Source organism: Thauera sp. JM12B12, assembly GCF_039614725.1.
GTDB lineage: Bacteria > Pseudomonadota > Gammaproteobacteria > Burkholderiales > Rhodocyclaceae > Thauera.
In genome coordinates this window covers 3,593,236-3,618,794 of sequence record NZ_CP154859.1, presented here as the reverse complement: position 1 = coordinate 3,618,794, position 25,559 = coordinate 3,593,236, and the positions used below count along the sequence as shown (strand labels likewise).

The 25,559-nt window shown below is 61.8% G+C and carries 22 protein-coding genes and 1 tRNA gene; 18 read left to right on the top strand and 5 right to left on the bottom strand.

What is annotated here, in order from left to right:
- Nucleotides 1-23 precede the first annotated feature (23 nt).
- The 11 genes from AAG895_RS16450 to AAG895_RS16400 all read left to right on the top strand — a co-directional run bounded on the left by AAG895_RS16450 (nucleotide 24) and on the right by AAG895_RS16400 (nucleotide 12,544).
- Entirely contained in the window at nucleotides 24-890 is an 867-nt protein-coding gene (locus AAG895_RS16450) for a branched-chain amino acid ABC transporter permease (RefSeq protein ID WP_345793062.1), read from the top strand.
- Nucleotides 891-894: 4 nt separating this feature from the next.
- Nucleotides 895-1,860: a branched-chain amino acid ABC transporter permease gene (locus AAG895_RS16445; RefSeq protein WP_345793061.1), complete on the top strand. Its 966-nt coding sequence runs from the start codon at nucleotides 895-897 to the stop codon at nucleotides 1,858-1,860.
- On the top strand, nucleotides 1,857-2,633 hold the full coding sequence (locus tag AAG895_RS16440) for an ABC transporter ATP-binding protein (protein WP_345793060.1): 777 nt from the start codon (nucleotides 1,857-1,859) through the stop codon (nucleotides 2,631-2,633). The genes AAG895_RS16445 and AAG895_RS16440 overlap by 4 nt, the downstream gene beginning before the upstream one ends.
- Nucleotides 2,626-3,339, top strand: coding sequence for an ABC transporter ATP-binding protein (locus AAG895_RS16435; protein WP_345793059.1), 714 nt, complete (start codon nucleotides 2,626-2,628; stop codon nucleotides 3,337-3,339). The genes AAG895_RS16440 and AAG895_RS16435 overlap by 8 nt, the downstream gene beginning before the upstream one ends.
- 19 nt (nucleotides 3,340-3,358) lie before the next feature.
- Entirely contained in the window at nucleotides 3,359-3,931 is a 573-nt protein-coding gene (locus AAG895_RS16430) for a hemerythrin domain-containing protein (RefSeq protein ID WP_345793058.1), read from the top strand.
- A 34-nt stretch (nucleotides 3,932-3,965) separates the two neighbouring features.
- Nucleotides 3,966-4,409 (top strand): hemerythrin domain-containing protein, encoded by a 444-nt coding sequence (locus tag AAG895_RS16425; RefSeq protein WP_345793057.1) that lies wholly within the window; start codon nucleotides 3,966-3,968, stop codon nucleotides 4,407-4,409.
- 749 nt (nucleotides 4,410-5,158) lie between these two features.
- Nucleotides 5,159-5,359: a helix-turn-helix domain-containing protein gene (locus AAG895_RS16420; RefSeq protein WP_345793056.1), complete on the top strand. Its 201-nt coding sequence runs from the start codon at nucleotides 5,159-5,161 to the stop codon at nucleotides 5,357-5,359.
- 58 nt (nucleotides 5,360-5,417) lie between these two features.
- Complete coding sequence (locus tag AAG895_RS16415; protein ID WP_345793055.1) at nucleotides 5,418-8,204, top strand: DNA methyltransferase; 2,787 nt, start codon at nucleotides 5,418-5,420, stop codon at nucleotides 8,202-8,204.
- Nucleotides 8,201-9,295 carry a hypothetical protein gene (locus AAG895_RS16410; RefSeq protein WP_345793054.1) on the top strand — a complete coding sequence of 365 codons (1,095 nt, stop codon included), beginning with the start codon at nucleotides 8,201-8,203 and terminating at the stop codon, nucleotides 9,293-9,295. Before AAG895_RS16415 ends, AAG895_RS16410 begins: the two co-directional genes overlap by 4 nt.
- A complete protein-coding gene (locus AAG895_RS16405; RefSeq protein WP_345793053.1) occupies nucleotides 9,295-11,367 on the top strand; it encodes a DEAD/DEAH box helicase in 2,073 nt (690 codons plus the stop codon). Before AAG895_RS16410 ends, AAG895_RS16405 begins: the two co-directional genes overlap by 1 nt.
- Nucleotides 11,360-12,544, top strand: a complete 1,185-nt coding sequence (locus AAG895_RS16400) for a GIY-YIG nuclease family protein (RefSeq protein WP_345793052.1) — start codon at nucleotides 11,360-11,362, stop codon at nucleotides 12,542-12,544. Before AAG895_RS16405 ends, AAG895_RS16400 begins: the two co-directional genes overlap by 8 nt.
- 54 nt (nucleotides 12,545-12,598) lie before the next feature.
- Here the strand turns inward: AAG895_RS16400 and AAG895_RS16395 are convergent, their stop codons facing one another.
- Entirely contained in the window at nucleotides 12,599-13,366 is a 768-nt protein-coding gene (locus AAG895_RS16395; RefSeq protein WP_345793051.1) for a hypothetical protein, read from the bottom strand.
- A gap of 190 nt (nucleotides 13,367-13,556) precedes the next feature.
- Nucleotides 13,557-14,150 carry a recombinase family protein gene (locus tag AAG895_RS16390; RefSeq protein WP_345793050.1) on the bottom strand — a complete coding sequence of 198 codons (594 nt, stop codon included), beginning with the start codon at nucleotides 14,148-14,150 and terminating at the stop codon, nucleotides 13,557-13,559.
- 502 nt (nucleotides 14,151-14,652) lie between these two features.
- Here AAG895_RS16390 and AAG895_RS16385 point away from each other — a divergent pair.
- The gene (locus AAG895_RS16385; protein ID WP_345793049.1) at nucleotides 14,653-15,717 is read left to right on the top strand and encodes an AAA family ATPase; all 1,065 of its coding nucleotides are present in this window, start codon (nucleotides 14,653-14,655) and stop codon (nucleotides 15,715-15,717) included.
- A gap of 509 nt (nucleotides 15,718-16,226) precedes the next feature.
- On the opposite strand, the gene AAG895_RS16380 is transcribed toward AAG895_RS16385, so the two are convergent.
- The 3 genes from AAG895_RS16380 to AAG895_RS16370 all read right to left on the bottom strand — a co-directional run bounded on the left by AAG895_RS16380 (nucleotide 16,227) and on the right by AAG895_RS16370 (nucleotide 19,086).
- Nucleotides 16,227-17,078, bottom strand: a complete 852-nt coding sequence (locus AAG895_RS16380; RefSeq protein ID WP_345793048.1) for a hypothetical protein — start codon at nucleotides 17,076-17,078, stop codon at nucleotides 16,227-16,229.
- Nucleotides 17,079-17,480: 402 nt separating this feature from the next.
- Nucleotides 17,481-18,920, bottom strand: coding sequence for a site-specific integrase (locus AAG895_RS16375; protein WP_345793047.1), 1,440 nt, complete (start codon nucleotides 18,918-18,920; stop codon nucleotides 17,481-17,483).
- A gap of 89 nt (nucleotides 18,921-19,009) precedes the next feature.
- Nucleotides 19,010-19,086 (bottom strand) — tRNA-Met (locus tag AAG895_RS16370).
- A 186-nt stretch (nucleotides 19,087-19,272) separates the two neighbouring features.
- Between AAG895_RS16370 and AAG895_RS16365 the strand changes: the two genes are divergently transcribed.
- Genes AAG895_RS16365 through lnt form a run of 6 tightly spaced genes read left to right on the top strand, consistent with a single transcriptional unit; the run spans nucleotide 19,273 to nucleotide 25,418 of the window.
- On the top strand, nucleotides 19,273-19,647 hold the full coding sequence (locus AAG895_RS16365) for a hypothetical protein (protein WP_345793046.1): 375 nt from the start codon (nucleotides 19,273-19,275) through the stop codon (nucleotides 19,645-19,647).
- A 58-nt stretch (nucleotides 19,648-19,705) separates the two neighbouring features.
- Nucleotides 19,706-21,058, top strand: coding sequence for a tRNA (N6-isopentenyl adenosine(37)-C2)-methylthiotransferase MiaB (gene miaB, locus AAG895_RS16360; RefSeq protein WP_345793045.1), 1,353 nt, complete (start codon nucleotides 19,706-19,708; stop codon nucleotides 21,056-21,058).
- Nucleotides 21,059-22,099, top strand: a complete 1,041-nt coding sequence (locus tag AAG895_RS16355) for a PhoH family protein (protein ID WP_345793044.1) — start codon at nucleotides 21,059-21,061, stop codon at nucleotides 22,097-22,099.
- On the top strand, nucleotides 22,080-22,862 hold the full coding sequence (gene ybeY, locus AAG895_RS16350) for an rRNA maturation RNase YbeY (protein WP_345793043.1): 783 nt from the start codon (nucleotides 22,080-22,082) through the stop codon (nucleotides 22,860-22,862). The genes AAG895_RS16355 and ybeY overlap by 20 nt, the downstream gene beginning before the upstream one ends.
- Before the next feature lie 22 nt (nucleotides 22,863-22,884).
- Complete coding sequence (locus tag AAG895_RS16345) at nucleotides 22,885-23,724, top strand: transporter associated domain-containing protein (RefSeq protein WP_345793042.1); 840 nt, start codon at nucleotides 22,885-22,887, stop codon at nucleotides 23,722-23,724.
- Nucleotides 23,724-25,418 (top strand): apolipoprotein N-acyltransferase, encoded by a 1,695-nt coding sequence (gene lnt / locus AAG895_RS16340; RefSeq protein ID WP_345795317.1) that lies wholly within the window; start codon nucleotides 23,724-23,726, stop codon nucleotides 25,416-25,418. Before AAG895_RS16345 ends, lnt begins: the two co-directional genes overlap by 1 nt.
- Nucleotides 25,419-25,559: the final 141 nt, after the last annotated feature.

Below are 25,559 nucleotides of genomic sequence, written 5' to 3'. Positions count from 1 at the left end.
CGCCTGCCGGGAGGGGGAGTGTCATGGATTTCGCAAGCTTCCTGATCCAGACGCTGAACTCGCTGCAGTACGGTTTGCTCCTGTTCCTGGTGGCAAGCGGGCTGACGCTGGTGTTCGGCATCATGGGGATCATCAACCTGGCGCACGGCAGTTTCTACATGATCGGCGCCTACCTGGCCTTCGTGCTCACCAGCGCCACCGGCAGCCTGGTGATGGCGATCGCGCTCGGCATCCCGCTCGCGCTGGCCTTCGGTGCCTTCCTGGAGTGGGCACTGTTCTCCCATCTCTACAAGCGTGACCACCTCGAGCAGGTGCTGCTGACCTACGGCCTGATCCTGATCTTCGAGCAGCTGCGCAGCCTCCTGGTCGGCGACGACGTGCACGGCGTCGCCATCCCGGGCTTCCTCGACGCCTCGATCCAGCTCACCGAGGTGATGAGCTATCCGGTGTACCGGCTGGCCATCTCGGCGGTCTGCATCGTGCTCGCGGTGGCGCTCTACTACGTCATCCAGCGCACCCGTCTCGGCATGATGATCCGCGCCGGCAACGACGACCGCGGCATGGTCGAGTCGCTCGGCATCAACATCAACATGATCTACCGCGTCGTGTTCGCGCTCGGTGTCGCGCTCGCCGCCCTCGCCGGCATGCTGGCCGCGCCGATCTCGTCCGTGTTCCCGAACATGGGCAGCCACGTGCTGATCATCTCCTTCGTGATCGTCGTCATCGGCGGCATCGGTTCGGTGTGGGGCGCGCTCGTCGCGGCGCTGATCGTCGGCTTCGCCGACACCTTCGGCAAGGTCCTGGTCCCCGAGCTCTCCGGCATCGTCGTGTATGTGGTGATGGCGGTGGTCCTGCTGTGGCGCCCCGAAGGCATCCTGAAGAAAGGCTGAGACCATGAACGCACACGCCTCCCTGATTCCCAAGCTCGTCGCGCTCGCGATCGTCGCCTGCGTGCCGCTGTCGGGCGAATCCTTCTACATCGAGATCGTCGGCAAGATCCTGGTGATGGCGATCTTCGCCATGAGCCTGGACCTGCTGGTGGGCTTCACCGGTCTGGTCAGCTTCGGCCATGCGGCCTACTTCGGCATCGCCGCCTATGCGGTCGCGATCCTGAGCCCGGAGTACGAGGCCGCCAGCCTGTGGTACGTGCTGCCGGCCGCGGTCGGGCTGTCGGCGCTGGCCGCCTTCGTCATCGGCCTGTTCGTGCTTCGCACCAAGGGCATCTACTTCATCATGGTGACGCTGGCCTTCGCGCAGATGGCCTACTTCATCTTCCACGACACGCCGCTGGGCGGCGGCTCGGACGGCACCTACCTCAACAACAAGCCTTCGGCCTCGATCTTCGGCTGGGAGCCGTTCGACCTCACCAACGAAGTGCACATGTTCTACTTCATCCTCGTGGTGATGGTGCTGGTGTATCTGTTCCTCGCCCGCGTGCTGCAGTCGCCCTTCGGCCGCGTGCTGGTGGGCATCAAGAGCAACGAGCACCGCATGCAGTCGCTCGGCTACTTCACCTTCCGCTACAAGCTCGGCGCCTTCACGCTGGCCGGCGCGCTCGGCGGTCTGGCGGGCTTCCTGTACGCGGTGCTGTTCGGCTTCGTGACCCCGGAGCTGCTGTCCTGGCACGAGTCGGGCAACGTGCTGCTGATGGTCATCCTGGGCGGCATGGGCAATCTCGTCGGCGCGATCGCCGGCGCCTTCGCCTTCGAGGCGATGCGCGAGGTGTTCGCCGACATCACCAAGTACTGGCAGCTGCTGATGGGCGGCGTGATCGTCGCCGTCGTGCTGTTCCTGCCGGGCGGTCTGGCCGGCGTGCCGGGTCGCATCAAGCGCGCCCTGCAGGGAGGGGAGGCCAAATGAGCACAACGACGAAGAACGAGGTCCTGCTGCAGGCCGACAAGCTCACCCGCCGCTTCGGCGGCCTGGTGGCGAACCAGGACATCAGCGTGACGCTCGAGCGCCAGATGATCCACGTGCTGCTCGGCCCCAACGGCGCGGGCAAGTCCACCTGCATCAACATGCTGTCGGGTGATCTGCCGCCGTCCGAGGGCAGGATCCACTTCATGGGCAAGGACATCACCGGTCTGACCGCGGCGCAGCGCTCGCAGGTGGGCATCGGGCGCAGCTACCAGCGCACCAACATCTTCCCGCAGTTCACCGTGCTCGAGAACGTACGCCTGGCCGCGCAGTCGCGCCGCCAGCAGCCGTGGCGCATCTTCAGCAAGGCCATGGAGCAGAAGTGGGCGCTGGAGAAGGCACGCGCCTGCATCGAGGAGGCCGGCCTGGGCAAGCGGGTGGACTGGGTGTCGGGCGTGCTCAGCCACGGCGAACAGCGTCAGCTCGAGATCGCCATGGTGCTCGCCACCGACGCGCAGGTGCTGCTGCTCGACGAGCCGCTCGCCGGCATGGGTTCGGAGGAATCCGCGAGCATGGTCGAGGTGCTCAAGCGCCTGCGCCAGACGCGCGGCATCCTGCTGGTGGAGCACGACATGGACGCCGTGTTCGCGGTCGCCGACATGATCACGGTGATGGTCAACGGCCAGTTGCTGGAGTGCGGCCCGCCCGCGCAGATCAAGGCCAGCGTGGCCGTCCAGCAGGCCTATCTGGGTACGGAGGACAGCTTCCATGTCTAACATGCTGCTCGAAGCCAAGGAAGTTCATACCTACTACGGTGCCAGCCACATCCTGCATGGCATCGACTTCAACATCCGCGAAGGCGAGGGCATCGCCCTCATGGGCCGCAACGGCATGGGCAAGTCGACGCTGATCAAGAGCATGCTCGGCATCGTGCGCCCGAAGCACGGCCGCGTGCTGGTGCGCGGCGACGACTACACCAAGGCGCGCACCTACCAGACGGCACAGCAGGGCATCGCCTACGTGCCCGAAGGCCGCGGCATCTTCAAGAGCCTGACCGTGCGCGAGAACCTGCTGATGTCGGCGCGTGCCGGCATCGACGGCCGCCGCGAGTGGACCTTCGATCGCGTGATGGCGACCTTCCCGCGCCTGGGCGAGCGTATCAACAACGGTGGCTGGCAGCTCTCGGGCGGCGAGCAGCAGATGCTGACCATCGGCCGCGCGCTGATGACCAACCCCGACCTGCTCATCCTCGACGAGGCCACCGAAGGGCTGGCGCCGCTGATCGCGATGGAGATCTGGCGCATCGTCAAGGAGATCCGCAGGACCGGTATCGCCACCGTGATCGTGGACAAGAACCACGGCGCGGTCACCAGCATCTGCGACCGCGCGATGATCCTGGTGAAGGGGCAGGTCGTGTTCGACGGCACCAGCGACCAGATCCGCGCCCAGCCGGAACTGATCCAGAAGCACCTCGGCGTCTGAGTCCAAGGAGGAATTCGCCATGAGCAACAAATCGCTGGACATCATCCATGACGAGCACCGCGCCCTGGCCGCGATGCTGAGCGGCCTGCGCGGCCTGGTTGCGTCGATCGAAGCCGGGCGGCTCAAGCCCGACTTCGACCTGATGGCGTCCATGATCGAGTACGTCGAGATGGTCCCCGAGAAGGTGCACCACCCGAAGGAGGACACCTATCTCTTCGCCAAGCTGCGCCTGCGCAGCGACGAGGCCTTGCCGATCATCGAGCGCCTCGAAGGCGAGCACCGCGAGGGCGACGCCCGCATCGCGGCATTGCGCGCGGCGCTCGACACCTATCGCCGCGAGGGGGAGGCCGGCTTTGGGGGCTTCCAGGCTGCGCTCAAGACCTACATCGAGCACGAGTGGCAGCACATGAATACCGAGGAGCATCTCATCTTCCCTCTTGCCAGGAAGCACCTGACTGCGGAAGACTGGGCCGAGATCGACGCCGCCTTCCTCGCCAACGACAACCCGTGGCAAGGTCCGGCGGGTCAGTACGCGGCGCTGTTCACCCGCATCGTGAACATCGCCCCGGCCCCGGTGGGCCTGGGCGGCTGAGCGCGGGGGCGCAAGCAACCACTGGAGAGACGGAATGACCGAAGTGCAGGCGGGATTCGACTGGGACGATCGCTATCTGCTGGGCCATGGTGCGATGGACGACACCCATCGCGAGTTCGTGAGCCTGGTCGATGCGCTGCTGAAGGCGCCCGATGCCGAGCTCGGGCAGGCGCTGGCGGCTTTTGCCGCCCACGCCGTGGCGCACTTCGAACAGGAAGATGGCTGGATGAAGGGCACCGATTTCCCCGCCGCCGACTGTCACATCGACGAGCACGCCAAGGTGCTCGCCTCGGTGCGCGAGGTGCAGCAGGAACTCGCCGCCGGCAACCACGACATCGTGCGCGAGCTCGCGCACGCGCTGATGGACTGGTTCCCCGGTCATGCCGACTACATGGATTCCGCGCTCGCACTGTGGATGGTCAAGCGCTCGCACGGCGGCGCACCGCTGGTGTTCCGGCGCGACAGCGCAAAGGGCTGACGCACACAGACTCCCTCCCCGAAATCAGGATGCACGTCGTGGTTGCCTTCTGCGCCTTGGCGCAGGGGTGGTTTCGGGTTCGGCTCGCTTCGGCGAGCCTTTTTTTGGCTGGCGCTTGCGCCTCGTCCGGTGGCGGGCGGATGCAGCAACGCGCGCCCGACGCCGGTCCGGGCCAATGAAAAAGGGGCTTGCATCGCTGCAAACCCCTGAATTTGTTGGTGGTGATGGGCAGAATCGGCCGATCGACACCAAAAAAACGCAAGGCGATGATTCTTAAGAATCTTTCTTGCTGACAGGGTGGTGATTTTTCATGTTAGTGCATCACCTGGGTGATGCACTTCCTGCCGGGTAATTTGCGCCGTTCGCTGGGCGACGTCAACAGCAGCATGGTCATCACCTCGTTATTTCGATTGAATATACGGAAGACCTGCTCGTGACATGAACAACCCAGTGGCCGGCTCGACCCCGTTGCTGTCTCCCAGCGTCCTCCGAAGTGGCCGTTGGTGACCTACCCCCGCCGGCCTTCAGGAGTCGTTCGTCGGCAAACCTCTCGGGTCGGTTAAGGCTGGGCTCGGCTCTTCAGGTGCAGAGGTCGAACGACAGCGGTTGTTGAAGGCTGTAAAGCGGGGCGACGACCGAACCTGAAGCTTCGCGCCGATGAGATTCGGGGCTCCCTCGCGTGGGTCAGGTGGTAAACTTGGCCAAACTTTGGAAGACTTCGCCGCGTGACACCAAGCGAACCGCCTGACATGAACCAACCCGATAGCGAAATTCTTACGCTGGATGAAGTGGCGGTCTTCCTCAAGGCAGGGAAGAAAACCGTGTACCGGCTGGCCCAGCAGGGCGAGATACCGGGATTCAAGCTGGGTGGCACTTGGCGGTTTCGTCGCAGCGAGTTGGATCGCTGGATTGCCGCGCAGATAGCCAAGAAAGCGCACGACAAGACATGAACTCCCCGCAGAACGAGAGCAGCCAGTCGGCTTTGCCCAGAGGAGGGGCTGCACGCCCATGAATGCCGTAGAAATCGAACAAGCCATCACGGACCTTGCTGAGCAGCCCTTTGACCCCGCAGAGTTCCCCTATGCATTCCTTGAAGCCTTCGGCAACAAGGAGACGACCATCAAGCGCCTGCGCGCGGGGGCGTCGAACAAGTCCGACCTCGGCGGTGTTCTCCAGACCAGCAACATTCACATCCTGACCTGCGACGTAGGGCGGGTGTCCCAGACGCTGGCCGCCCTCAAGGCCAGCCTGGCAACAGCCAAGGCCAAGGCGAAGTTTATCCTCGCCACTGACGGCATGGACTTCGAGGCCGAGGACCTGACCAGCGGCGAGACCGTTGCCTGCGCCTTTAAGGATTTTCCGGACCACTTCGGCTTCTTTCTGCCGCTGGCGGGCATCAGCACCGTCCGCCAGATCAGCGAGAACGCGTTCGACATCCGGGCCACCAGCCGCCTGAACCGACTCTACGTCGAACTGCTGAAAGACAACCCCGATTGGGGTACGGCCGAGCGCCGCCACGACATGAACCACTTCATGGCGCGGCTCATCTTCTGCTTCTTCGCCGAGGACACCGACATCTTCGTCGGCAAGGGCCGCTTCACCGAAACCGTGGCAACGATGAGCGCCAAGGACTCGATGAACACGCACGAGGTCATTGCTACGCTGTTCCGCGCCATGAACACTAAACGCGAGGACCGGGCCGCCGCCAACATCCCACGATGGGCGGAGGATTTTCCCTACGTAAACGGCCAGTTGTTCGCCGGCAGCGAAGCAGTGCCTCGGTTCAGCAGGATCGCCCGGTCCTACCTGCTCCACGTCGGCGGCCTGGACTGGACCAAGATCAACCCCGATATCTTCGGCTCGATGATTCAGGCCGTCGCCGACGACGAGGAGCGCGGCGAGCTGGGCATGCACTACACCAGCGTTCCCAACATCCTCAAGGTGCTGAACCCGCTGTTCCTCGATGACCTGCGTGCGCGGTTGGCAGAGGCGGGCGACAATCACCGCACCCTGCTGAACCTGCGCAAACGCATGGGGAAGATCAGGGTCTTTGACCCCGCCTGCGGTTCCGGCAACTTCCTTGTTATCGCCTACAAGGAGATGCGCGCCATCGAGGCCGAGATTAATAATCGGCGCGGCGAGCCTGACCGTGCATCCGAAATCCCGCTCACGAACTTTCGAGGGATCGAGCTGCGCGACTTCCCGGCGGAGATCGCACGCCTCGCGCTGGTCATCGCCGAGTACCAGTGCGATGTGTTGTACCGAGGCCAGAAGCTAGCGCTCTTGGAGTTTCTGCCACTGCGCAATGAGAACTGGATCACCTGTGGCAATGCGCTTCGCCTTGATTGGCTGAGCATCTGTCCATCAACCGGGACGGGCGTAAAGTTGCAAGCGGACGACCTCTTTGAAACGCCGCTCGACCAAGCTGAAATCGACTTTCAGAACGAAGGCGGCGAGACGTACCTCTGCGGAAATCCGCCCTATCTGGGAAACAAGCTCCAATCAGAAGAACAAAAGTCCGATTTGGCGGGTATCTTTGATGGTCGATTAGAAGGTTGGAAGTCTCTCGACTACGTTGCCGGGTGGTTGATGAAGGCGGCGGACTACGGTCTAAAGAGCAGCGCCGCCTCGGCCTTCGTGGTAACAAACTCTGTTTGTCAAGGTCAACAGGTCCCCATCTTGTGGCCCACAATCTTCGCCACGGGGCACTCAATCGACTTCGCGCATACCTCGTTTAAGTGGTCGAACTTAGCCAGCCACAATGCTGGAGTTATTGTCATCATTGTGGGGATCTCGAACGCAGCCGGAAGGAAAAAGCGGCTCTACACGCACGACGACGATGGCTCTGTGTTGAAGCGTCTGTGCGACAACATCAACCCTTACCTTGTCGATGGCCCGAACCTGGTTGTAGAAGCTCGGCGCGATCCTCCTAAAGACCGGGCTCCAATGCTCTTCGGAAATATGCCGCGCGATGGCGGGCATCTTATTGCTTCATACGAGGAGAAGATCACCGAGTCTCGCGGGGACAGAATTTTTGAGAAATACTTGAGGCGCTTTGTCGGGTCTGAGGACTTCATTCAGGGCAAGCTCCGGTACTGCTTATGGATCGAGGAGAGCCAGTGGCGTGACGCAACTCTCTCTCCTGCAATTAGACGACGCCTTGATGCCGTCAAGACCATGCGGTTGGCCAGTAAAGCAGGCTCGACGAGAGATTATGCGAAAGCGCCCTACAGGTTCGTGCAAATTCAAGGAAGAGCTAAACAATCTGCCTTGATCGTTCCGCGTCATAGTTCGGAGCGCCGACCTTACCTTCCCGTCGGTCTGTTGGAGGCCACGACAGTGGTCGCCGATAGTGCCTTTGCACTTTACGATGCGCCGCTTTGGAGCTTGGCATTGATAGCGTCACGTCTGCATCTTGTGTGGGTTGCTGCCGTCTGCGGGAAGCTAAAAACGGATTATCGGTACTCGAACACTTTGGGATGGAACACCTTTCCCATTCCGGTGCTTACTGACAAGAACAAGGCAGACTTGACCCATTGCGCCGAAGATATCCTCTTGGCGCGCGAAGCACATTTTCCGGCAACGAGCGCTGATCTCTATGACCCTGAATCAATGCCCGCGAACTTGCGCCAAGCGCACGAGCGAAACGACGAGGTTCTTGAGCGTATCTATATTGGTCGCAGATTCCGCAATGATACGGAGCGACTCGAAAAGCTGTTCGTGCTATACGCCAGCGGGCAGAAGGAAGCTCCTATTCGCGCAGCGGCCCATTCAAAACCCCGGAGGCGAACGTGAGTCAAGCTGATTTCATTGCTCAACCTGACACTCGGACAACTCTTGATGCATTGCAAGCTATCTTGCAGAACGGCGCGGTGGAGCGACTTGATGTCGCGGTCGCATACGTCACCAACAGTGGTGTCCATGACCTTCTTCGGAGGGTATCCAGCACACTAGGTGGCGATTGGGCGGCGATTCCGAAAAGGTGGATTACGTCCTTTGACTACTGCCGAACAGAGCCGGTGGCTCTTGACTGTCTCTTATCGTTGCCCAACTCGTCCATACGTATCCACGACGCTGCGTTCTGTTTGGAGCACGGGGGTGCTCCCAAAGTGCCCTTCCATCCAAAGGCGTTTTTGATACGAACCAATCAGCGTGATTTTGCCCTTGCGGGGTCTGGGAATATGTCCAGATCTGGCCTATCACGAGGCATTGAAGCGGGGCTTGTTGTGAGCGTGAGTCGACTTCATCCTGCCGAGCCAACGGCGACTGCAGCTATCCACGCTATGAGCACGTGGTTCACAAGAACATGGCAGGTTTCGACACCGTTGACCGCACCTATTCTTGCGAGCTACAGGCAGGTCTTTGAGCACAAGGACAATTTGAAGGCGCCGACTCCGACGGAAGACGACGTTGCGAGTACCGACACTGGTCGCAGTGCCTTATCAACCAAGGATCTGCAACGACTCCGCGTGTGCAGGCATTTTTGGATTGACGCAGGGAACGTCACCAGGAACCGGGGGCCGCATTTACCCGGTAATCAACTCATGATGAAGCGCCTGTCAAGGGTGTTCTTTGGATTCGGTTCGACCGCTGTCCCAGAGAACACATACATCGGCGACGTGGAGATCAGCTTCAACGGCGGTCAAAGCGCGCCGTTCTCGCTGACCTACAGCGACAATAAGATGGATAAATTAGTCCTCCCAATACCAGGTGCTGGCGGACCTCCTGCTTACGACAACGAATATTTGTTATTTGAGCGAACCATGCCGGGTGTCTTCAAGTTGTCCATCGGGGACAGAGTTTCAAAGGCTCACTGGCTCAAGAAGAGCACAGCTATCGACGGAGCCTTTCGTATGTCGAGCGGGCGTGAGTGGGGCGTGTTCTGATGAAAGGCTTAAACAGCAATATAGTGTGTTCACAGAGCATTCCGTCCGTTTCCGTTACCTACGCCCGCAACGGTGCGTCGACCACGGCCAATGCGCTTGGGATGCGGCCCATGCAGGAGCGGGCCTACGAGAAGCGGGGCGAGCAATACCTGCTCATCAAGTCGCCGCCCGCATCGGGCAAGAGCCGTGCGCTGATGTTCGTTGCGCTCGACAAGTTGCATAACCAGGGCCTGAAGCAGGCCATCATCGTCGTGCCTGAGAAGTCCATCGGTGCCAGCTTCAACGACGAGCCGCTGTCGAAGTACGGTTTCTGGGCTGATTGGCACGTTGAACCCAAGTGGAACCTGTGCAACGCGCCGGGCAACGACAATGGCGGCAAGGTCAAGTCGCTGGGCGCATTCCTCGAAGGCGACGACAAGGTGCTGGTCTGCACCCACGCCACATTCCGCTTCGCGGTTGATGCGTACGGCGTAGAGGCGTTCGACGACCGCCTGATCGCGGTGGATGAGTTCCACCATGTTTCAGCGAACCCGGACAACAAGCTCGGCTTGCACCTCGGGCAGTTCTTCGCGCGGGGCAAGACACACATCGTTGCCATGACCGGCTCCTACTTCCGTGGTGACGCCGAGGCCGTGCTGGCCCCGCAGGACGAGTCGAAGTTCGATACCGTCACCTACACCTACTACGAGCAGCTCAACGGCTACGAGTACCTCAAGCAGCTCGACATCGGCTACTTCTTCTATAGCGGGCCTTACGTCGATGACATCCTCAATGTTCTCGATCCCGCCGAGAAGACCATCATTCACATCCCAAACGTCAATTCGCGCGAGAGCACGAAGGACAAGATGCGCGAGGTGGAGCACATCATCGAGGCGCTGGGTGAATGGCAAGGCATTGACCCCGCGACCGGCTTCCAGCGTGTCAAGCGCCCGGATGGTCGCGTGCTGCGGATCGCCGATCTGGTCGATGACGATGCCGCCAAGCGCGACCGCGTGTCCGCCTCGCTCAAAGACCCTGCGCAGAAGAACAACCGCGACCATGTGGACATCATCATCGCGCTGGGCATGGCGAAGGAAGGCTTCGACTGGATTTGGTGCGAACATGCGCTGACCGTGGGCTACCGCGCCAGCCTGACCGAGATCGTGCAGATCATCGGCCGAGCTACCCGCGACGCGCCCGGCAAGACCCGCGCGAGGTTCACCAACCTGATCGCCGAGCCGGATGCAGCCGAGGAAGCCGTCACCGAGGCCGTCAACGATACGTTGAAGGCCATCGCGGCGAGTCTGTTGATGGAGCAGGTACTGGCTCCGCGCTTTGAGTTCAAGCCCAAGAATCCCGACAACGGCCCGACGCCGGGCTTTAACTATGGCGAGGGGGGCTACGACCCGGGCCGCTGCAACATCGGTGTCAATGAGCAGACAGGGGCGTACCAGATCGAGATCAAGGGTCTCGCCGAACCCAAGAGCAAAGAGGCAGCGCGCATCTGCCAGGAAGACTTGAACGAAGTGATCGCAGCCTTCGTGCAGGACAAGGCCACCATCGAGCGTGGCTTGTTCGATGAGGAACTGGTGCCCGAGGAGCTGACGCAGGTTCGCATGGGCAAGATCATTAAGGACAAGTATCCCGAGCTTGACGCCGAGGATCAGGAGGCCGTGCGCCAGCACGCCATCGCCGCCCTCAACCTCACGCAGCAGGCCAAGCGGCTTGTCACCGAAGGCGAGAGTGAAGGTTCGCCCAACACCGCCCTGATCGACGGCGTGCGTCGCTTCGCGATGGACGTGCGCGAGCTGGACATCGACCTCATCGACCGCATCAACCCCTTCGGGGAAGCCTACGCCATCCTTGCCAAGACCATGAGCGAGGACAGCTTGAAGCAGGTCGCGGCGGCTATCTCGGCGAAGCGCACGAGCCTGACGCCGGATGAGGCGAAGGAGATGGCCGTTCGCGCCGTCCAGTTCAAGAAGGAGCGCGGACGCATTCCGGTGCTCGATTCTCAGGATGCGTGGGAGCGACGCATGGCCGAAGGCGCGGTCGCCTTCATGCGCTTCAAGGCGGAGGGACGCTATGAGTAACGCTGATCTCGACGAACTCGCTGCGGAGCTTGCCGAGTTCGCACCGCCCGAGAAGAAGGACGGGCGTCCGGCCAGTGAGGAGCGCGTCATCGCGGGCTTCGAGGAAATCCAGCGCTTCACCCAGCAGCACGGTCGTGCGCCACAGCATGGCGAAGACCGCGACATATTCGAGCGCCTATACGCCGTTCGGCTCGATCGTCTGCGCGCGCTTCCGGATTGCCGCACCTTGCTCGAGCCGCTGGATCATCAGGGCTTGCTTGCTGGGGCACCGATCCTTGCCCCTTCGGCGGACGACGCCATCGACATCGATGACTTGGCTGCCGAACTGGCGGATGTTGCCGGCGCGGACGACATTACGGTCTTGCGCCATGTCCGTACCAGCGCCGAGAAGCGCGCCGCCGAGGAGATCGCGGATCGCAAACCCTGCGAGGACTTCGAGATCTTTCGGCCCTTGTTCGAGCGCGTGCAAGCGGAAGTCAAGACCGGCATGCGCCAGTCCCAGCCCATCGAAGCGGGCCGCCGCGCGATTGAGGCCGGGGACTTTTTTGTTCTCGATGGAATCACGCTGTACGTCGCCGAGATCGGCGAACCATTGAAAACCACCGCCGGGGAAGTGGACCGCCGCCTGCGCCTCATCTTCTCCAACGGCACCGAAAGCAATCTGCTGTTGCGCTCGCTCCAGCGTGCGTTCTACAACGATCCCGCCGCGCGGCGGCTGGCCTCGTCCGAGAGCGGACAACTCTCCTTCGGTGGCGAGCTTGAAGCCGATGATGTCGAAAGCGGCACGATCTACGTCCTGCGCTCCCAATCAGATCACCCGTATATCGCGCAGCACCGCGACGTCATCCACAAGGTGGGCGTGACCGGTGGCAGGGTGGAGACACGCATTGCCAACGCGGAGAACGAGGCAACCTACCTGCTGGCAAAAGTCGAGGTCGTTGCGACCTACAAGCTCGCGGGGATCAATCGCACCAGGATGGAGAACCTGTTCCACAGGCTGTTCGCACCCGCGCGGTTGAACATCACCATCAACGACCGCTTCGGTCACCCCGTGCAGCCAGAGGAATGGTTTCTCGTTCCGCTGTTTGTGATCGACGAGGCCGTCGCGCGCATCAAGGATGGCAGCATCACCGGCCACATCTACGATCCCAGCGCAGCGAAGTTGGTGAAGGCATAGGGCAGCTCAGATGCATGAATAGCCTTGGCTGTCGGCCAGAATGACAACGCTGGGTTACAGCGGAGGATAGCGTCCGGTGGCCAGATCATCGGTGAGCTTCGCCACTTCCTTTTCGTCTACGCCAAATCTTACAATCGAGGGCTTCTGAGCGATCGAGGCGCGAATTCTTTGGAGCGTGGCCTCGCGATCCGATCGAGATTTCAGGCGCCTAAGCTTGCTTTCCATGACCATAAAGGAATCTGAGCTTGACCTTTGATGGCAGTTCATGCAGCCAAACGCTTCGAGGGTGACGCGCTTAGGCTTCGTGAACGGATATACATTATTGACAAGCTCCGTCTGCATGAACTTGCCCAGATAGTTCTCCTTTTTAACATACCCGATGATGTCGTCAGCGTTCGCGTACAGCACGAGGATGAAAACGATGGCGAAGAAAATCCTCTTCCCGCGTCTCTCGTTTTCTTCCTGTTCTGCCACCTGTTGAGGCGTAGGCATTGCCGCCAGGCGCGCTGCTTCCCGCCGGCGCCGTTCGCGTTGTTCTTCCTGCTGGCGCAGGATGTGAGGCGAAACGTCCGCCGCCTCGCGCTCGATTGGCGGAGCCCCAACAGTCCTCAATTGAGCGAGGGCCCGTTGAAGATCGCGTTCAAGCCTTTCTGTGTAGGCGATCTGTGCTTTAAGGCGCGAATCCCATTTTTCGATCGCTGCATCGTATCGCGCTACGACGTCCCTCAATTGTTCTTGGTAGTGACGTTCGCGCTGAAGAGCGATTTGTTCGCCGATATTCCTTTCGACGGATGCGCCTGCGATGTAGTCAAAGGTGCTCAAGTTGCGTCCTCAATGTGATGGATACGATAGGCTTTATGGTCGGCGCTTTGGTCACAGCAGCGCCGTTCTCTACACGCATCCAATGTCGTTGTGCAGCCCTGATACAGTCCTCATTATGTGGAATCAGGATTCTTGTTCGATTGAAGGACCTGAAATTTGGCGCCTTTAATCGAAGAAGGCCGGCATGAAGCTATGTGGCGCCTTGTGCGCCTTGGGTGGCACGTAGCCGCATGATGGTCTGCCTACTTGTCTTCAGGGTGCGTGCAATCTCAGCAACCGAAACGCCTGCTTTTAGATTCTCAATCGCCTCGAAACGCTGGGTTTCCGACAAGGCTGCAGGTCGGCCAAGCGCCTTCCCTTGCTTGCGTGCTCTGGCCAGGCCTTGTTGGGTTCGCTCCACCAGCAGATCGCGTTCGAATTCTGCGACCGCTGCGATGACCGACATGGTCATCCGACCAGCGGAACTTGTCAGATCGACCCCCCCAAGCGCCAAGCAGTGAACCCGCACACCGACACGTGCCAACGTTTCAACTGTTGCACGGACATCCATTGCGTTACGCCCAAGCCGATCGAGCTTTGTCACTACAAGTACATCGCCGCTCTCCAACCTGTCCACGAGCCGTTTGAAGGCTGGCCGACGTAGCGCCTGGGTTGAGCCACTGATGTGCTCGGTAACAATCCGGTGCTCTTCAATGCTGAAGCCGGCTGATTCGATTTCGAGCACCTGGTTGTCGGTGGTTTGGCCGGCTGTAGAGACTCGGCAGTATGCAAAAACCCGTGCCATGATTTTAAAGATGTACGAAAAGGATGTCCGAATTATACATGTGTTCGAAAATATGGAAAGCTATATTTCGGACATCTTGCGGCGGGATGTCCGAAAACGGTCGTTTTTGGACATCGAGACATGTGTTTGGACTTCGTGGACAGAGCTGTCCTGGCCATGTAACGGGTGCCGAAAGGCAAAAACATGGGATGCGCGCCCGTTACAAGTACACGTTGGATCGCGTGTAACGCTTTCTCGATCTTGTGACCTGCGGGGCAAGGGCGGTGGATTGGAGGTGCTTTGAATCCTCTTCGGGCCAACGCTGATCTTGCAGGTGGGTATTTGTCTTTGAAAATGGGGCTTGCGCAACGAGCAGTTTTCCGATTAAATTTGCGTTGCCGGCAAAGGCTGTGTCGGTGTAGTTTTATCAGTAGATCAACTGGGGCACACTTAAGCGACGGCGTTCAGTCAAGCACCAGGATCTCCTCGATACCCAAGACCATATTGGCTATCAGGAGATCGTATGCCCAAGAAATCAATTCCCCAAAATCACCGAGATCTCGGTGATTTCTTTCGATCCGTTGATCTCGCAGAGAACCGGGTCGACATTCCCTCAGCAGAAGTTTTCACGGACGACGGCGTTGCTGATCTTGAGCGTTCAGCAGATGCGAAGGACTCGGATGTCCGGGTCCGTATCCTGGGCACCGTGAAAAAGCTGAGGCACGTTGGCGGGATTAAACCTCTTGCCACGGTACAGCCGGACTGGGAGCATTTCCTCGACGGTCTTGAAGCATCGCACCCGAATTTCTTGTCGTTTATTGAACTGTTGCGCGATCAGTTTGCGCTCACAACGTGTTTGGGGGATGGTCGGGTCTGCTTGCCGCCCGTACTTCTGGACGGACCTCCCGGCATCGGGAAGACTGACTTTGCGCTCACGCTTGCCGTGTGGTTGCGGGCGCCGCTGCTTTGCCTCGACATGGCGTCCGCGCAGAGCGGTGCAGCGCTCGCGGGTAGCGACGCATTTTGGTCGAATTCACAGCCGGGACGACTTTTCGATACCCTCGCGCTTGGCCCTGTGGCGAACCCCATTGTGATGCTCGATGAGCTTGATAAGGCTGCGGTTGGAGGTAGGTACAGCCCGGAGGCCGCGCTGTATCAGCTGCTTGAGCCGAAATCAGCGGCGCAATTTCGAGACTTGTCGGTTCCCCAAGTGTCCCTTGATGCGAGTCACGTGTGCTGGATCGCAACGACGAATGACGTGAGCGTCTTGCCGAAACCTATTCGCTCAAGGTTCGTTGAGTTGTCAATTCCAGCTCCGACTCGTGAGCAAGTTGTTCGGATCGTACATTCGATTTATGCGGGGCTTCGTGAGCGGAGGGCGTGGGGGCGCGCGATGCACGAGGAGCTGCCGGCCGAGGTGGCTGAATTGCTGGCGGATTGCACGCCACGTGCTGTACGAGTGCAACTTGAGCGAGCTTGTGGCAAGGCTGCCCGCCGGGGCAGCAACGTCCTCTCCCCAGAGGATTTGGTTGTAGAGAGACCAATCTCGAAGCAGCGTCGTGGAATCGGGTTCGTGGGGGTGGTGTGAGGATTTTCATCGACACCGAGTTCACGGATTTTCATCAGCCGAGATTGATCTCAATCGGGCTAGCAGCTGATTCCGGTGAAACGTGGTACGCGGAGTTGGCTGATGGTTGGTGCGAGCACGATTGCAGTGAGTTCACACGTAAAAACGTGTTGCCACTGCTGGCCTTGGACAAGACGTGTAGGCTGACGCGAAAGGCTGCGGCCGTCGCAGTATCGGAGTGGCTGGTCCGTGTTTCTGCTCAACGGTTCCCTGTTATTGTTTTTGATGCTCAGGTGGATTGGCTCCTGCTTGTGGGCCTGATTGATGAAGGTGATCGGGAAGGCAGGGGTAACATGGCTCCCGTACCCCTTTCCTGGCCAGGTAGCGCCATGGCTTGCAGATGCACAGACCTCCTTGAAGCGTGCCTCGGGAGCCATCCGCGTCGGCACAACGCGCTTGTCGACGTGCAGGCTTTGCGTGAAGCGGTGCTTCAGACCGAAGACGAATTCCGTTGCAGGTAACGTTGAGTCTCAGCCGTGCGATGCATTGATTCTTCTGCGTTCAAGGACGGGGAGGTAATTAAGGAAGATGCCTCGACCATCCGGATAAATCACACGACACTCTTCACATTCGAGAATCCTGCCGACATCCAGGCGGAGCTGTTGCGCGAGCTTTTCCAGTGCATCTTTGAAAGAGGTCGCACGGATATACCAAGACGATTGCTTCGTCTCGCCGCCAAGTGAAGACCAAAAGCGTTTGGCTTTTGTGGGGAAATAAAGCCAATCCACGTCCAGCGTTTTCGTGATGTAAGAGCCGATCTTTGCGACTCGAGTGAGCCTGTCGTCACGAATGTGGCGCGTGATGACGACGCGCGACCGCGATCCAGCCTCCGCAGTCCACGCCGAGCGCGCAACGTCGACGGGAATCGATGCATTGACTGCGATGTGAACGTGCCACTGGCCGGATTTGTGCCGCTGCGGGACCGCAACGTATTGGAGTTGGCAGCCCCTGCGCCGAAGGGTGGCAATAAAGCGCGAGACGGCCCGTTTCCAGTCGTCGATGCTCCAAGAGCCTTCCGCCGGGGAGCGTGTCAAGGTGACAAGCCGATCGCAACCGAAGGCCTTGACACGATGTCGAACGTCCCTGCGCGCTGCACCAATTTTTCTGTTGAAGTCGCGTTCTTTTTCGCGGGCGTTTGCCTTGTCGTCTTCAGGGTCGGCCTTCTTTCTTTTCACGGCCCGCATGTCGACTTCATAGCCGCCGCTTTGAAAAGAGGTTTTCTTCACTCGATACACCTCCAACGCATCTTGGGCGTTTGAGATGTTACCGGATAACAAGTATACGTCAGGGGTGCCGGAAATATCGGCATGGGCTGTCTGCACGGGCAAGCTCCAATGAACCCCTGGCGCGAGCCAGGGGTGTTGGAGGATCTCCGCAGCAGCCGCCACCCCAAAAAAACATCTAATGAGACGACGGCGGGGTTGTGCCCGACAGTTAGCTCCCCCGTCCTTGCAACCGGTGTTTGTCTCCACCGGCCAGCCCCTCGATCCAAAAAAGGGGAATACAAGAACGTTAACTTAACCAGCAGCTGCTTTGCTGGATAAGCCGCGCGATGCGCGTCAGGGGTTGATATGTATTAGCGTAAAAATTATACCACGAAATCCATTAAATGGAATGTGTGACGCTCAATTTTTATTTGCAAGGCTGGCCGTAAGAGGCGTGTTTCCGGGGGGTGTTGTTTTACTTGTGATCCTGTGGATAATCGAAAAGAGGCGATGCGTCTGTCACTTACGATGGATAAGCGCGCGGATCTGCTTTGGCGGGTAGAAGTTCACGTCGAATTGAACTTTCTCGATGTCGGCCTTGAGGCTTTCGAACGCAAACATGGTCAGGACGTCTCCGCCCGTGTAGTGACGATCCTGCGTGTCGCTGTATTCATGCCCGGCAAGTCTCGTGCGCCGGTCTTTGGGTACGTCCTTGAGCCGCATTGCAGAGATTAGTGTCGAACGAAAAGAGTGGAATGTTTTGTTGCTTCTGCCGGACGGAGCCCCATCTTTTTCTGTGAGGTCGGATCCGATGCCACATTTGCGCCTGTAGGCTGTGAATCTTCGGCTTGGCTCTTTCGTGAAGTCGCCTGTCCGTGCGGGGTTTTCGGGTAGTTCTGGGAAAAGGCGCCCTTGTCCGACTGCGCCGGCATAGGAAAGAAAGCCAAGCTCGATGAGCTTCGAATGGATCGGGATAATCCGGCGAGATGCAGTGTTCTTCAGGCGCTTATTGAAGTCGTTGTCAAGAATCGAGATCGTTTCGATGCCGTCATGTGTCCCGATGTCGGACACTGTCAGCTGACAAAGCTCATTGAGTCGGGCGCCCGTGAAAAGACCCAGGAGTGGGAGCCAGAACTCCGATTGCGTGCCGAACGTTCCATAGCGATATTCGTCCGACTCGAATAGGGCCTTGAGGTCGTCGAGCTGGAATCGATGGTAGGGGTTCTCGTCGATCTTGCCAGGGTATCGAAACAGTTCGCTGAAGTCGTCAGGGATGCGGCGCTTACCTTTTGCCCATCGGAACAAGGCTCCGGCGCGCGTGAGGCGCTTCTCGCGGTTCCGAGGTGCTCCCCCTGTTGTTGAGGTCAGCACTTCGCCCTGGAACTCTTCCACGTCGTCCGCAGTGACGGCGTTAATGGGGATGTCGCCAACAAGGTTGATGAATGCTCGGATGTGCGGCCAGTGATCATTTCGCGAAGTGTTTTCGCCGTCAGCCCAGCTGTTGCCCGAGATCTTCTCGGCTTTGTAGTCTTCGTATGTCTCCGAGATGGACTTTCCAGGAATGACCGCCTGGGATGGCTGGAAGGCTTGAGGGACGATGGTCTGAACGGTCGTCGCTGGCTGTCGCAGCACCTCGATGATTCGTGTCACGGCGTCGAGCTCATGTGGCTCTGCCTCTACATCGATGTGGTGGGCGCCCCAGTCGGACAGCTGGGCTCGGATGGTGAGAGGTCTGATCTTCATGCGTTGGGATGGCGACAGGGCGCGGAGCAGTTGGAAGAGCGCGTCGGTGAGTGCTGCACGAGCGCGCGCTCTGATGATAGCGGTGCGCCTGTCGGTGGTCCGAAGGGATTGGATCACGGTGGACTGTGAAAAGCAGTCCTGGAGGTCGCGCGGAATGCGGCGCCGGAAGAAAAAGACGGATCCATGCCGGGATCGCGCAAGGTGGTTGCTGGTCATGTGTGTATCACCTATGTGCACCACACTGACAGCGCGCCGGCAAAGAAAAAGCCGCTGATCCTTTGGAGTCAGCGGCTTGCGTGTTTTGTTGGTGGTGATGGGCAGAATCGAACTGCCGACCTACGGGTTATGAATCCGTCGCTCTAACCGTCTGAGCTACATCACCAGCCGAGCTCGCGAATATAGCGGCTCACGGCGTGGGTCGTCAATAGTCGAACGTGCCCGGTGATCGGGCATGTTGCGCAGGCTGCCCGCCGCGCGCGCCAGCTGGGTGCTGACGGGTATCCGCTGCGCCGGTCGGAATGCTTGATTTATAAGGGCTTTTGCATTGACATCGGCGAGGCGATCGGAGATGATCCGACGCCTGTTTCCCAACGTTCCGGATCGTTCCGGCTCCGCCTTGCGTGCGCATCTGATCTTCGCTCTGGTGGCCAGTGTGCTTGGCCTGGCTTCTCCCCTGGCGGTTGCGGCCCTGCCGCGGCCGATTCCCGACGAGGCGGTGAAGGCGAAGATGGCCTTTGCGACCGCCGGCGCGGTGCATGTGAAGGGCGAGGCCTTGCGCCTGAGCCCCGGCGCGCAGATCCGCGACACCTCCAACCGCATCGTGCTGCCCTCGCATGTGTCGGGCGAGCACACGGTGCGCATGCTGCTCGACAACAACGGCCAGGTGCACCGGGTGTGGATCCTCACCCCGGAAGAGGCGGCGATGCCCGCGCCCAAGCGCTGATGGGTGCCGCGATGCCCGCTCGGCGGACCGCCACGCCCGGCCTGACTTCCCTTTCAAGATGAAGAAACTCTACATCCGCACCTTCGGGTGCCAGATGAACGAGTACGACTCCGACAAGATGGCGGACGTGCTCGGTGCCCACGAAGAGCTGGTCAAGACCGACAACCCGGAAGAGGCCGACGTGATCCTCTTCAACACCTGCTCGGTGCGCGAGAAGGCGCAGGAGCGGGTGTTCCACGACCTCGGCCGGGTGAAGCTGCTCAAGCAGACCAGGCCCGGGCTGATCATCGGCGTCGGCGGCTGCGTGGCGAGCCAGGAGGGCGAGGCGATCGTCAAGCGCGCGCCCTACGTCGACGTGGTGTTCGGCCCGCAGACCCTGCACCGCCTGCCCAAGCTGATCGAGGCGCGCAAGCAGACCGGCCGTTCGCAGGTGGACATCTCCTTCCCCGAGATCGAGAAGTTCGACGCCATGCCGCCGGCGCGCGTCGAGGGCGCGAGCGCCTTCGTGTCGATCATGGAGGGCTGCTCGAAGTACTGCACCTTCTGCGTCGTGCCCTACACCCGGGGCGACGAGGTTTCGCGTCCGCTCGAGGACGTGCTCGCCGAGATCGCCGGCCTGGCGGCGCAGGGCGTCAAGGAAGTGACCCTGCTCGGCCAGAACGTCAATGCCTGGCGCGGCGAGCTCGTGCGCGAGGACGGCGAGCAGGGCGACTTCGCCTTCCTGCTCGAGTGCGTGGCCGAGATCCCGGGCATCGAGCGCATCCGCTACACCACCTCGCATCCGCGCGAGATGACGCAGCGCCTGATCGACTGCTACGCGAAGATCCCCAAGCTCGTCTCGCAGCTCCACCTGCCGGTGCAGTCTGGATCGGATCGCGTGCTGGCGGCGATGAAGCGCGGCTATTCGGTGCTTGAATTCAAGTCGGTGGTGCGCAAGCTGCGCGCGGCGCGGCGTGATCTGGCGCTGACCTCGGACTTCATCGTCGGCTTCCCGGGCGAGACCGAGGAAGACTTCGAGAAGACCATGAAGCTGATCGAGGACGTCGGCTTCGACGGCTCCTTCAGCTTCGTCTACAGCGCGCGCCCCGGCACGCCGGCCGCCGACCTGGAAGACCCGGTGCCCCAGGAGACCAAGCTCGCCTGGCTCGCCCGCCTGCAGAAGCGCATCGACGCGCAATACCAGGCCAACAGCGAGGCCATGGTCGGCACGGTGCAGCGCATCCTGGTGGAAGGCGCGGCGAAGAAGAACGCCGAAGCCGAGATGATGGGCCGCACGGACAACAACCGCGTGGTCAACTTCCCTTCCGACTCGCCCCATCGCGACCGCCTGATCGGCCAGTTCGTCGAGGTGCGCATCACCGCGGCTTTGCCGCACAGCCTGCGCGGCGAAATCATCGTTCGGGAATCCTGAATGGCGAAAACCCTGGAAGTCTTCTTCGAGCCGGTGGACAACCCCCGGCTCGCCCGCCTGTGCGGCGTGCTCGACGAGAACCTGCGCCAGATCGAGAACGCCTTCGACATCACGGTGAGCCGGCGCGGTGAGCACTTCACGCTTACTGGCCATCCAGCGCAGGTGCTGCGCGGCGAGATGGCGCTCAAGCACTTCTACGAGCGCGCCGACAAGGACCTGTCGCTCGACGACGTGCAGCTCGGCCTGATCGAGATCGGCACCCGCGGCAGTGGCGCCGACCCGCTGCAGCCGGCGCCGGTGCTGATGACCCGGCGCACCGAGCTGCACGGGCGCACGCCGCGCCAGGTGGAGTACCTGCGCAACATCCAGGAATTCGACATCACCTTCGGCATCGGCCCGGCCGGTACCGGCAAGACCTATCTCGCGGTGGCGAGCGCGGTCGATGCCTTCGAGCGCGACCTGGTCGAGCGCATCATCCTCACCCGCCCGGCGGTCGAGGCCGGCGAGCGCCTGGGCTTCCTGCCCGGCGACCTGGCGCAGAAGGTCGATCCCTACCTGCGCCCGCTCTACGACGCGCTCTACGACCTGATGGGCTTCGACCGCGTCGGCAAGCTCTTCGAGCGCAGCCTGATCGAGATCGCGCCGCTCGCCTTCATGCGCGGGCGTACGCTCAACAACGCCTTCATCATCCTCGACGAGGCGCAGAACACCACGCCCGAGCAGATGAAGATGTTCCTTACCCGCATCGGCTTCGGCGCCAAGGCGGTGGTCACCGGCGACCTCACCCAGGTCGATCTGGCGCGCGGCCAGCGCAGCGGCCTCAAGGAGGCGCGCGCGGTGCTCGCCGACGTGCGCGGCATCGCCTTCACCGAATTCAACAAGGAAGACGTGGTGCGTCATCCGCTTGTCGCACGCATCGTCGAAGCTTACGACCGCGAGGGCGCACGCCTCGAGCGCGAGAAGGCGGCCGCGCGTGCGGCGCGGGACAAGGATCGCGAAACGACGGACAGGGAGCAGCAGGATGCCGAAGATGGCGAATGACGCGGTGGCGGGCACGCCGAAGATCACCGCCTTCACCGCCGATGGCAAGGCCAGCCGGGTGAAGGCCGAGCGCCTCGAGATCGACTTTGGCGACGGCCGCAAGCTCCTGCTGGCCTTCCCCGAGCGCGCCTGGGGCGACCTCGAGATCGAGGCGGATGCCGACGACGAGGCGGCGGTGCCGATCCTGTCGTTGCAGCCCGGGGCCTGCAATCTGCTGACCCTGCGCGTCGATGTGCATCACGACATGGCCTTCGTCGAGCCCATCGACCTGCCCGCGGGCGAGCATCCGCCGGTGTTGAAGCTTTCGGTGCAGAAGGCGGTCGAGGGCGAGGACAAGGCCAACGCCCCCAAGAAGAACCATATCCGGCGCTGGGCGCAGGCGGCGCTGCGCCAGGACGCAGAGGTTACCGTGCGCCTGGTCGGCGAGGACGAGGGGCGCACGCTCAACCGCGACTATCGCGGCAAGGACTACGCCACCAACGTGCTCAGCTTCGCCTACGCCGAAGGCGAGGCGCAGCCCGCGTTGCCCGAGGCGGCCACCGAAACGGTGCTTGCGGGCGACCTGGTGCTGTGCGTGCCGGTCGTGGCGCGCGAGGCGGCCGCGCAGGGCAAGACCCTCGAGGCGCACTTTGCCCATCTGGTCGTGCATGGCATGCTGCACCTGCAGGGCTACGATCACGAGAGCGAGACCGAGGCGGCGGAGATGGAAGCGCTCGAGACCGCCATCCTGCGCGATCTCGGCTACGCCGACCCCTACGCCTGAAGCGGAGACTTCGACAACCAAAATGGACAGTTCCCCTAAACCCTCGTTACTCGAGCGACTTTCGGCCCTTCTCTCGCGCGAGCCGGAAGATCGCGAAGAACTCCTCGCGCTGCTGCATTCGGCCTTCGATCGCAACCTGATCGACGCCGATGCGCTCTCCATCATCGAAGGCGCCCTGCAGATGTCGGACATGCAGGTGCGCGACGTGATGATTCCCCGTGCGCAGATGGACTGCGTGCATCTGGACGATCCGATCGACACGATCGTCAACTTCGCCATCGACACCGCGCACTCGCGCTTCCCCGCGATCGGCGACGGCAAGGACGACGTCGCCGGCATCCTGCTCGCCAAGGACCTGCTGCGCTACTTCGCCGGGCGCGAGTTCGACCTGCGCGACATGCTGCGCCCGGCGGTGTTCGTGCCCGAATCCAAGCGTCTCAACGTGCTGCTGCGCGAGTTCCGCGTGTCGCGCAACCACATGGCGATCGTTGTGGACGAGTACGGTGGCGTGGCCGGTCTGGTGACCATCGAGGACGTGCTCGAGCAGATCGTCGGCGACATCGAGGACGAGTACGACTTCGACGAGGCCGGCGACAGCATCCGCCTCGACCAGAACGGGCGTTACCGCGTGAAGGCCACGACCGAGATCGAGGACTTCAACGAGGCCTTCGCCACCGACTTCAGCGACGAGGAATACGACACCGTCGGCGGCCTCGTCATCCGCCACTTCGGCCGCCTGCCCAAGCGTGGCGAGTCGCTCGAGGTGGGTGGGCTGAAGATCCAGGTGCTGCGCGCCGACAGTCGTCGGGTGCACACCCTGGTGGTGGAGCGCCTGCCCCAGCCCGAGTCCGTGCAAGAGTGATGCGGCGGCGGGTGGTGCTCGCGCTGCTCTCGGGCGGCGCGTCGGTGTTCGCCTATGCGCCCTTCGGGTGGTACCCGCTCGCCCTGATCGCCGTCGGTGTACTGGCGTGGCTGCTCGCGGGCGTGGCGCGCATCCGCGACGGCCTTGCGCTCGGCTTTGCTTGGGGCTTCGGCGCATTCGTGGGCGGGGTGTCCTGGCTCTACGTCGCCCTCGAGCGCTACGGCGGCATGCCGGCGCCGCTGGCGGCGCTCGCCATCGCGCTGTTCTGTGCCTACCTGGCGCTCTATCCCGCGCTCGCTGCGGCCGCGTTCATCAGCCTGCAGCGTCGCGTCGCCGTGCGGCCGGCGCAGCTTGCCGCCGCTGGAGCGGGCCCCGTGGGAGCGGACGCTGTGGGAGCGGACGCTGTGGGAGCGGACGCTGTGGGAGCGGGCTTGCCCGCGAACATCGCCCGCTCGCCCGCTGCATTCGTGGGCAAGCCCGCTCCCACGGGGCGGGGATCGCCGGCGATGCCGGTGCGTTCCGCCGCGCTCTTCGCTGCGCTCTGGCTGCTTTCCGAGTGCTTGCGCGGCGTGGTGTTCACCGGCTTCCCGTGGCTGGCGCTCGGCTATTCCCAGACCCCGCCCAGTCCGCTCGCCGGCTATCTGCCGCTGATCGGTGTCTACGGCGTCGGCGGTCTCGCGGCCTTCGTCGCCGCACTCGTGGCGTTCCTGCCTGCGGGCCGTGGCACGCCCACCCGGCGCTGGGCGCCCGTTGCCGTGGTCGGTCTGGTGCTGGCGGTCGGCATGGGGCTCGCCGGGCGCGCGTGGACCGTGCCGACCGGCGCGCCGCTGCCGGTGGCGCTGGTGCAGACCAACTTCGAGCAAAGCTTGAAGTGGGACCCCGAGCGTTTCGCCGACGTCCTCCAGGTGAATCTCGACCTCGTCCGCGACGGCTTCGCGGCCCCGGCGCCGCCGGCACTGGTGGTGCTGCCCGAGACTACGCTGCCGACCCTGCTCGATCGCCTGCCCGAGGGCTACTTCGACTGGCTTGCCCGGCTGGCCGGCGATACAGGCGGCGACCTGGTGATGGGGGTGTTCCGCCGTGACGACGCGGGGCGGATCTACAACGCCGCGATCAGCCTCGGCACGGCGCCCGTGCAGCACTACGCGAAGCAGCATCTTGTGCCCTTCGGCGAGTACTCGCCACCGCTCTTCGGCTGGTTCTACAAGCTGGCGCAGATCCCGATGTCGGACCAGACGCGCGGTGCGCCGGGCCAGCCGCCGATGCGCTTCGGCGACCAGCAAGTCGCGCTCAACATCTGCTACGAGGATCTGTTTGGCGCCGAGCTGATCCGGGCGCTGCCCGCGGCCACGCTGATGCTCAACATCTCCAACCTCGCCTGGTACGGCGATTCGCTCGCCCAGCCCCAGCACCTGCAGATTGCCCGTGTGCGTGCGCTTGAAACCGGCCGCCCGATGCTGCGCTCGACCAACACCGGCATGACCGCGCTGGTGCAGCCGGATGGCCGTGTGAGCGGTGTGCTGCCCGAGTTCGAGCGCGGCGTGCTGCGCGTGGAGGCGCAGGGCTACAAGGGGCTCACCCCTTATGCGCACTGGGGCGATTGGCCAGCGCTGGGCCTTGCGCTGCTGATCCTGATGGCGGCCTTCCTGCGCCGGGTCCGTGGGAGCGGGCTTGCCCGCGAAAGCAGCCCGTGAGCGCGCGATGTTCGCGGGCAAGCCCGCTCCCACAGACAGTAGCTCTCACATGACGGTGTCCGCCGGCCACCTGGCTGCCCCTCATGGCCCGAAGCCCGGTAAAATCCCAGCTTTTGCGTGCGCTGCGCGGCCCGGAGGCTG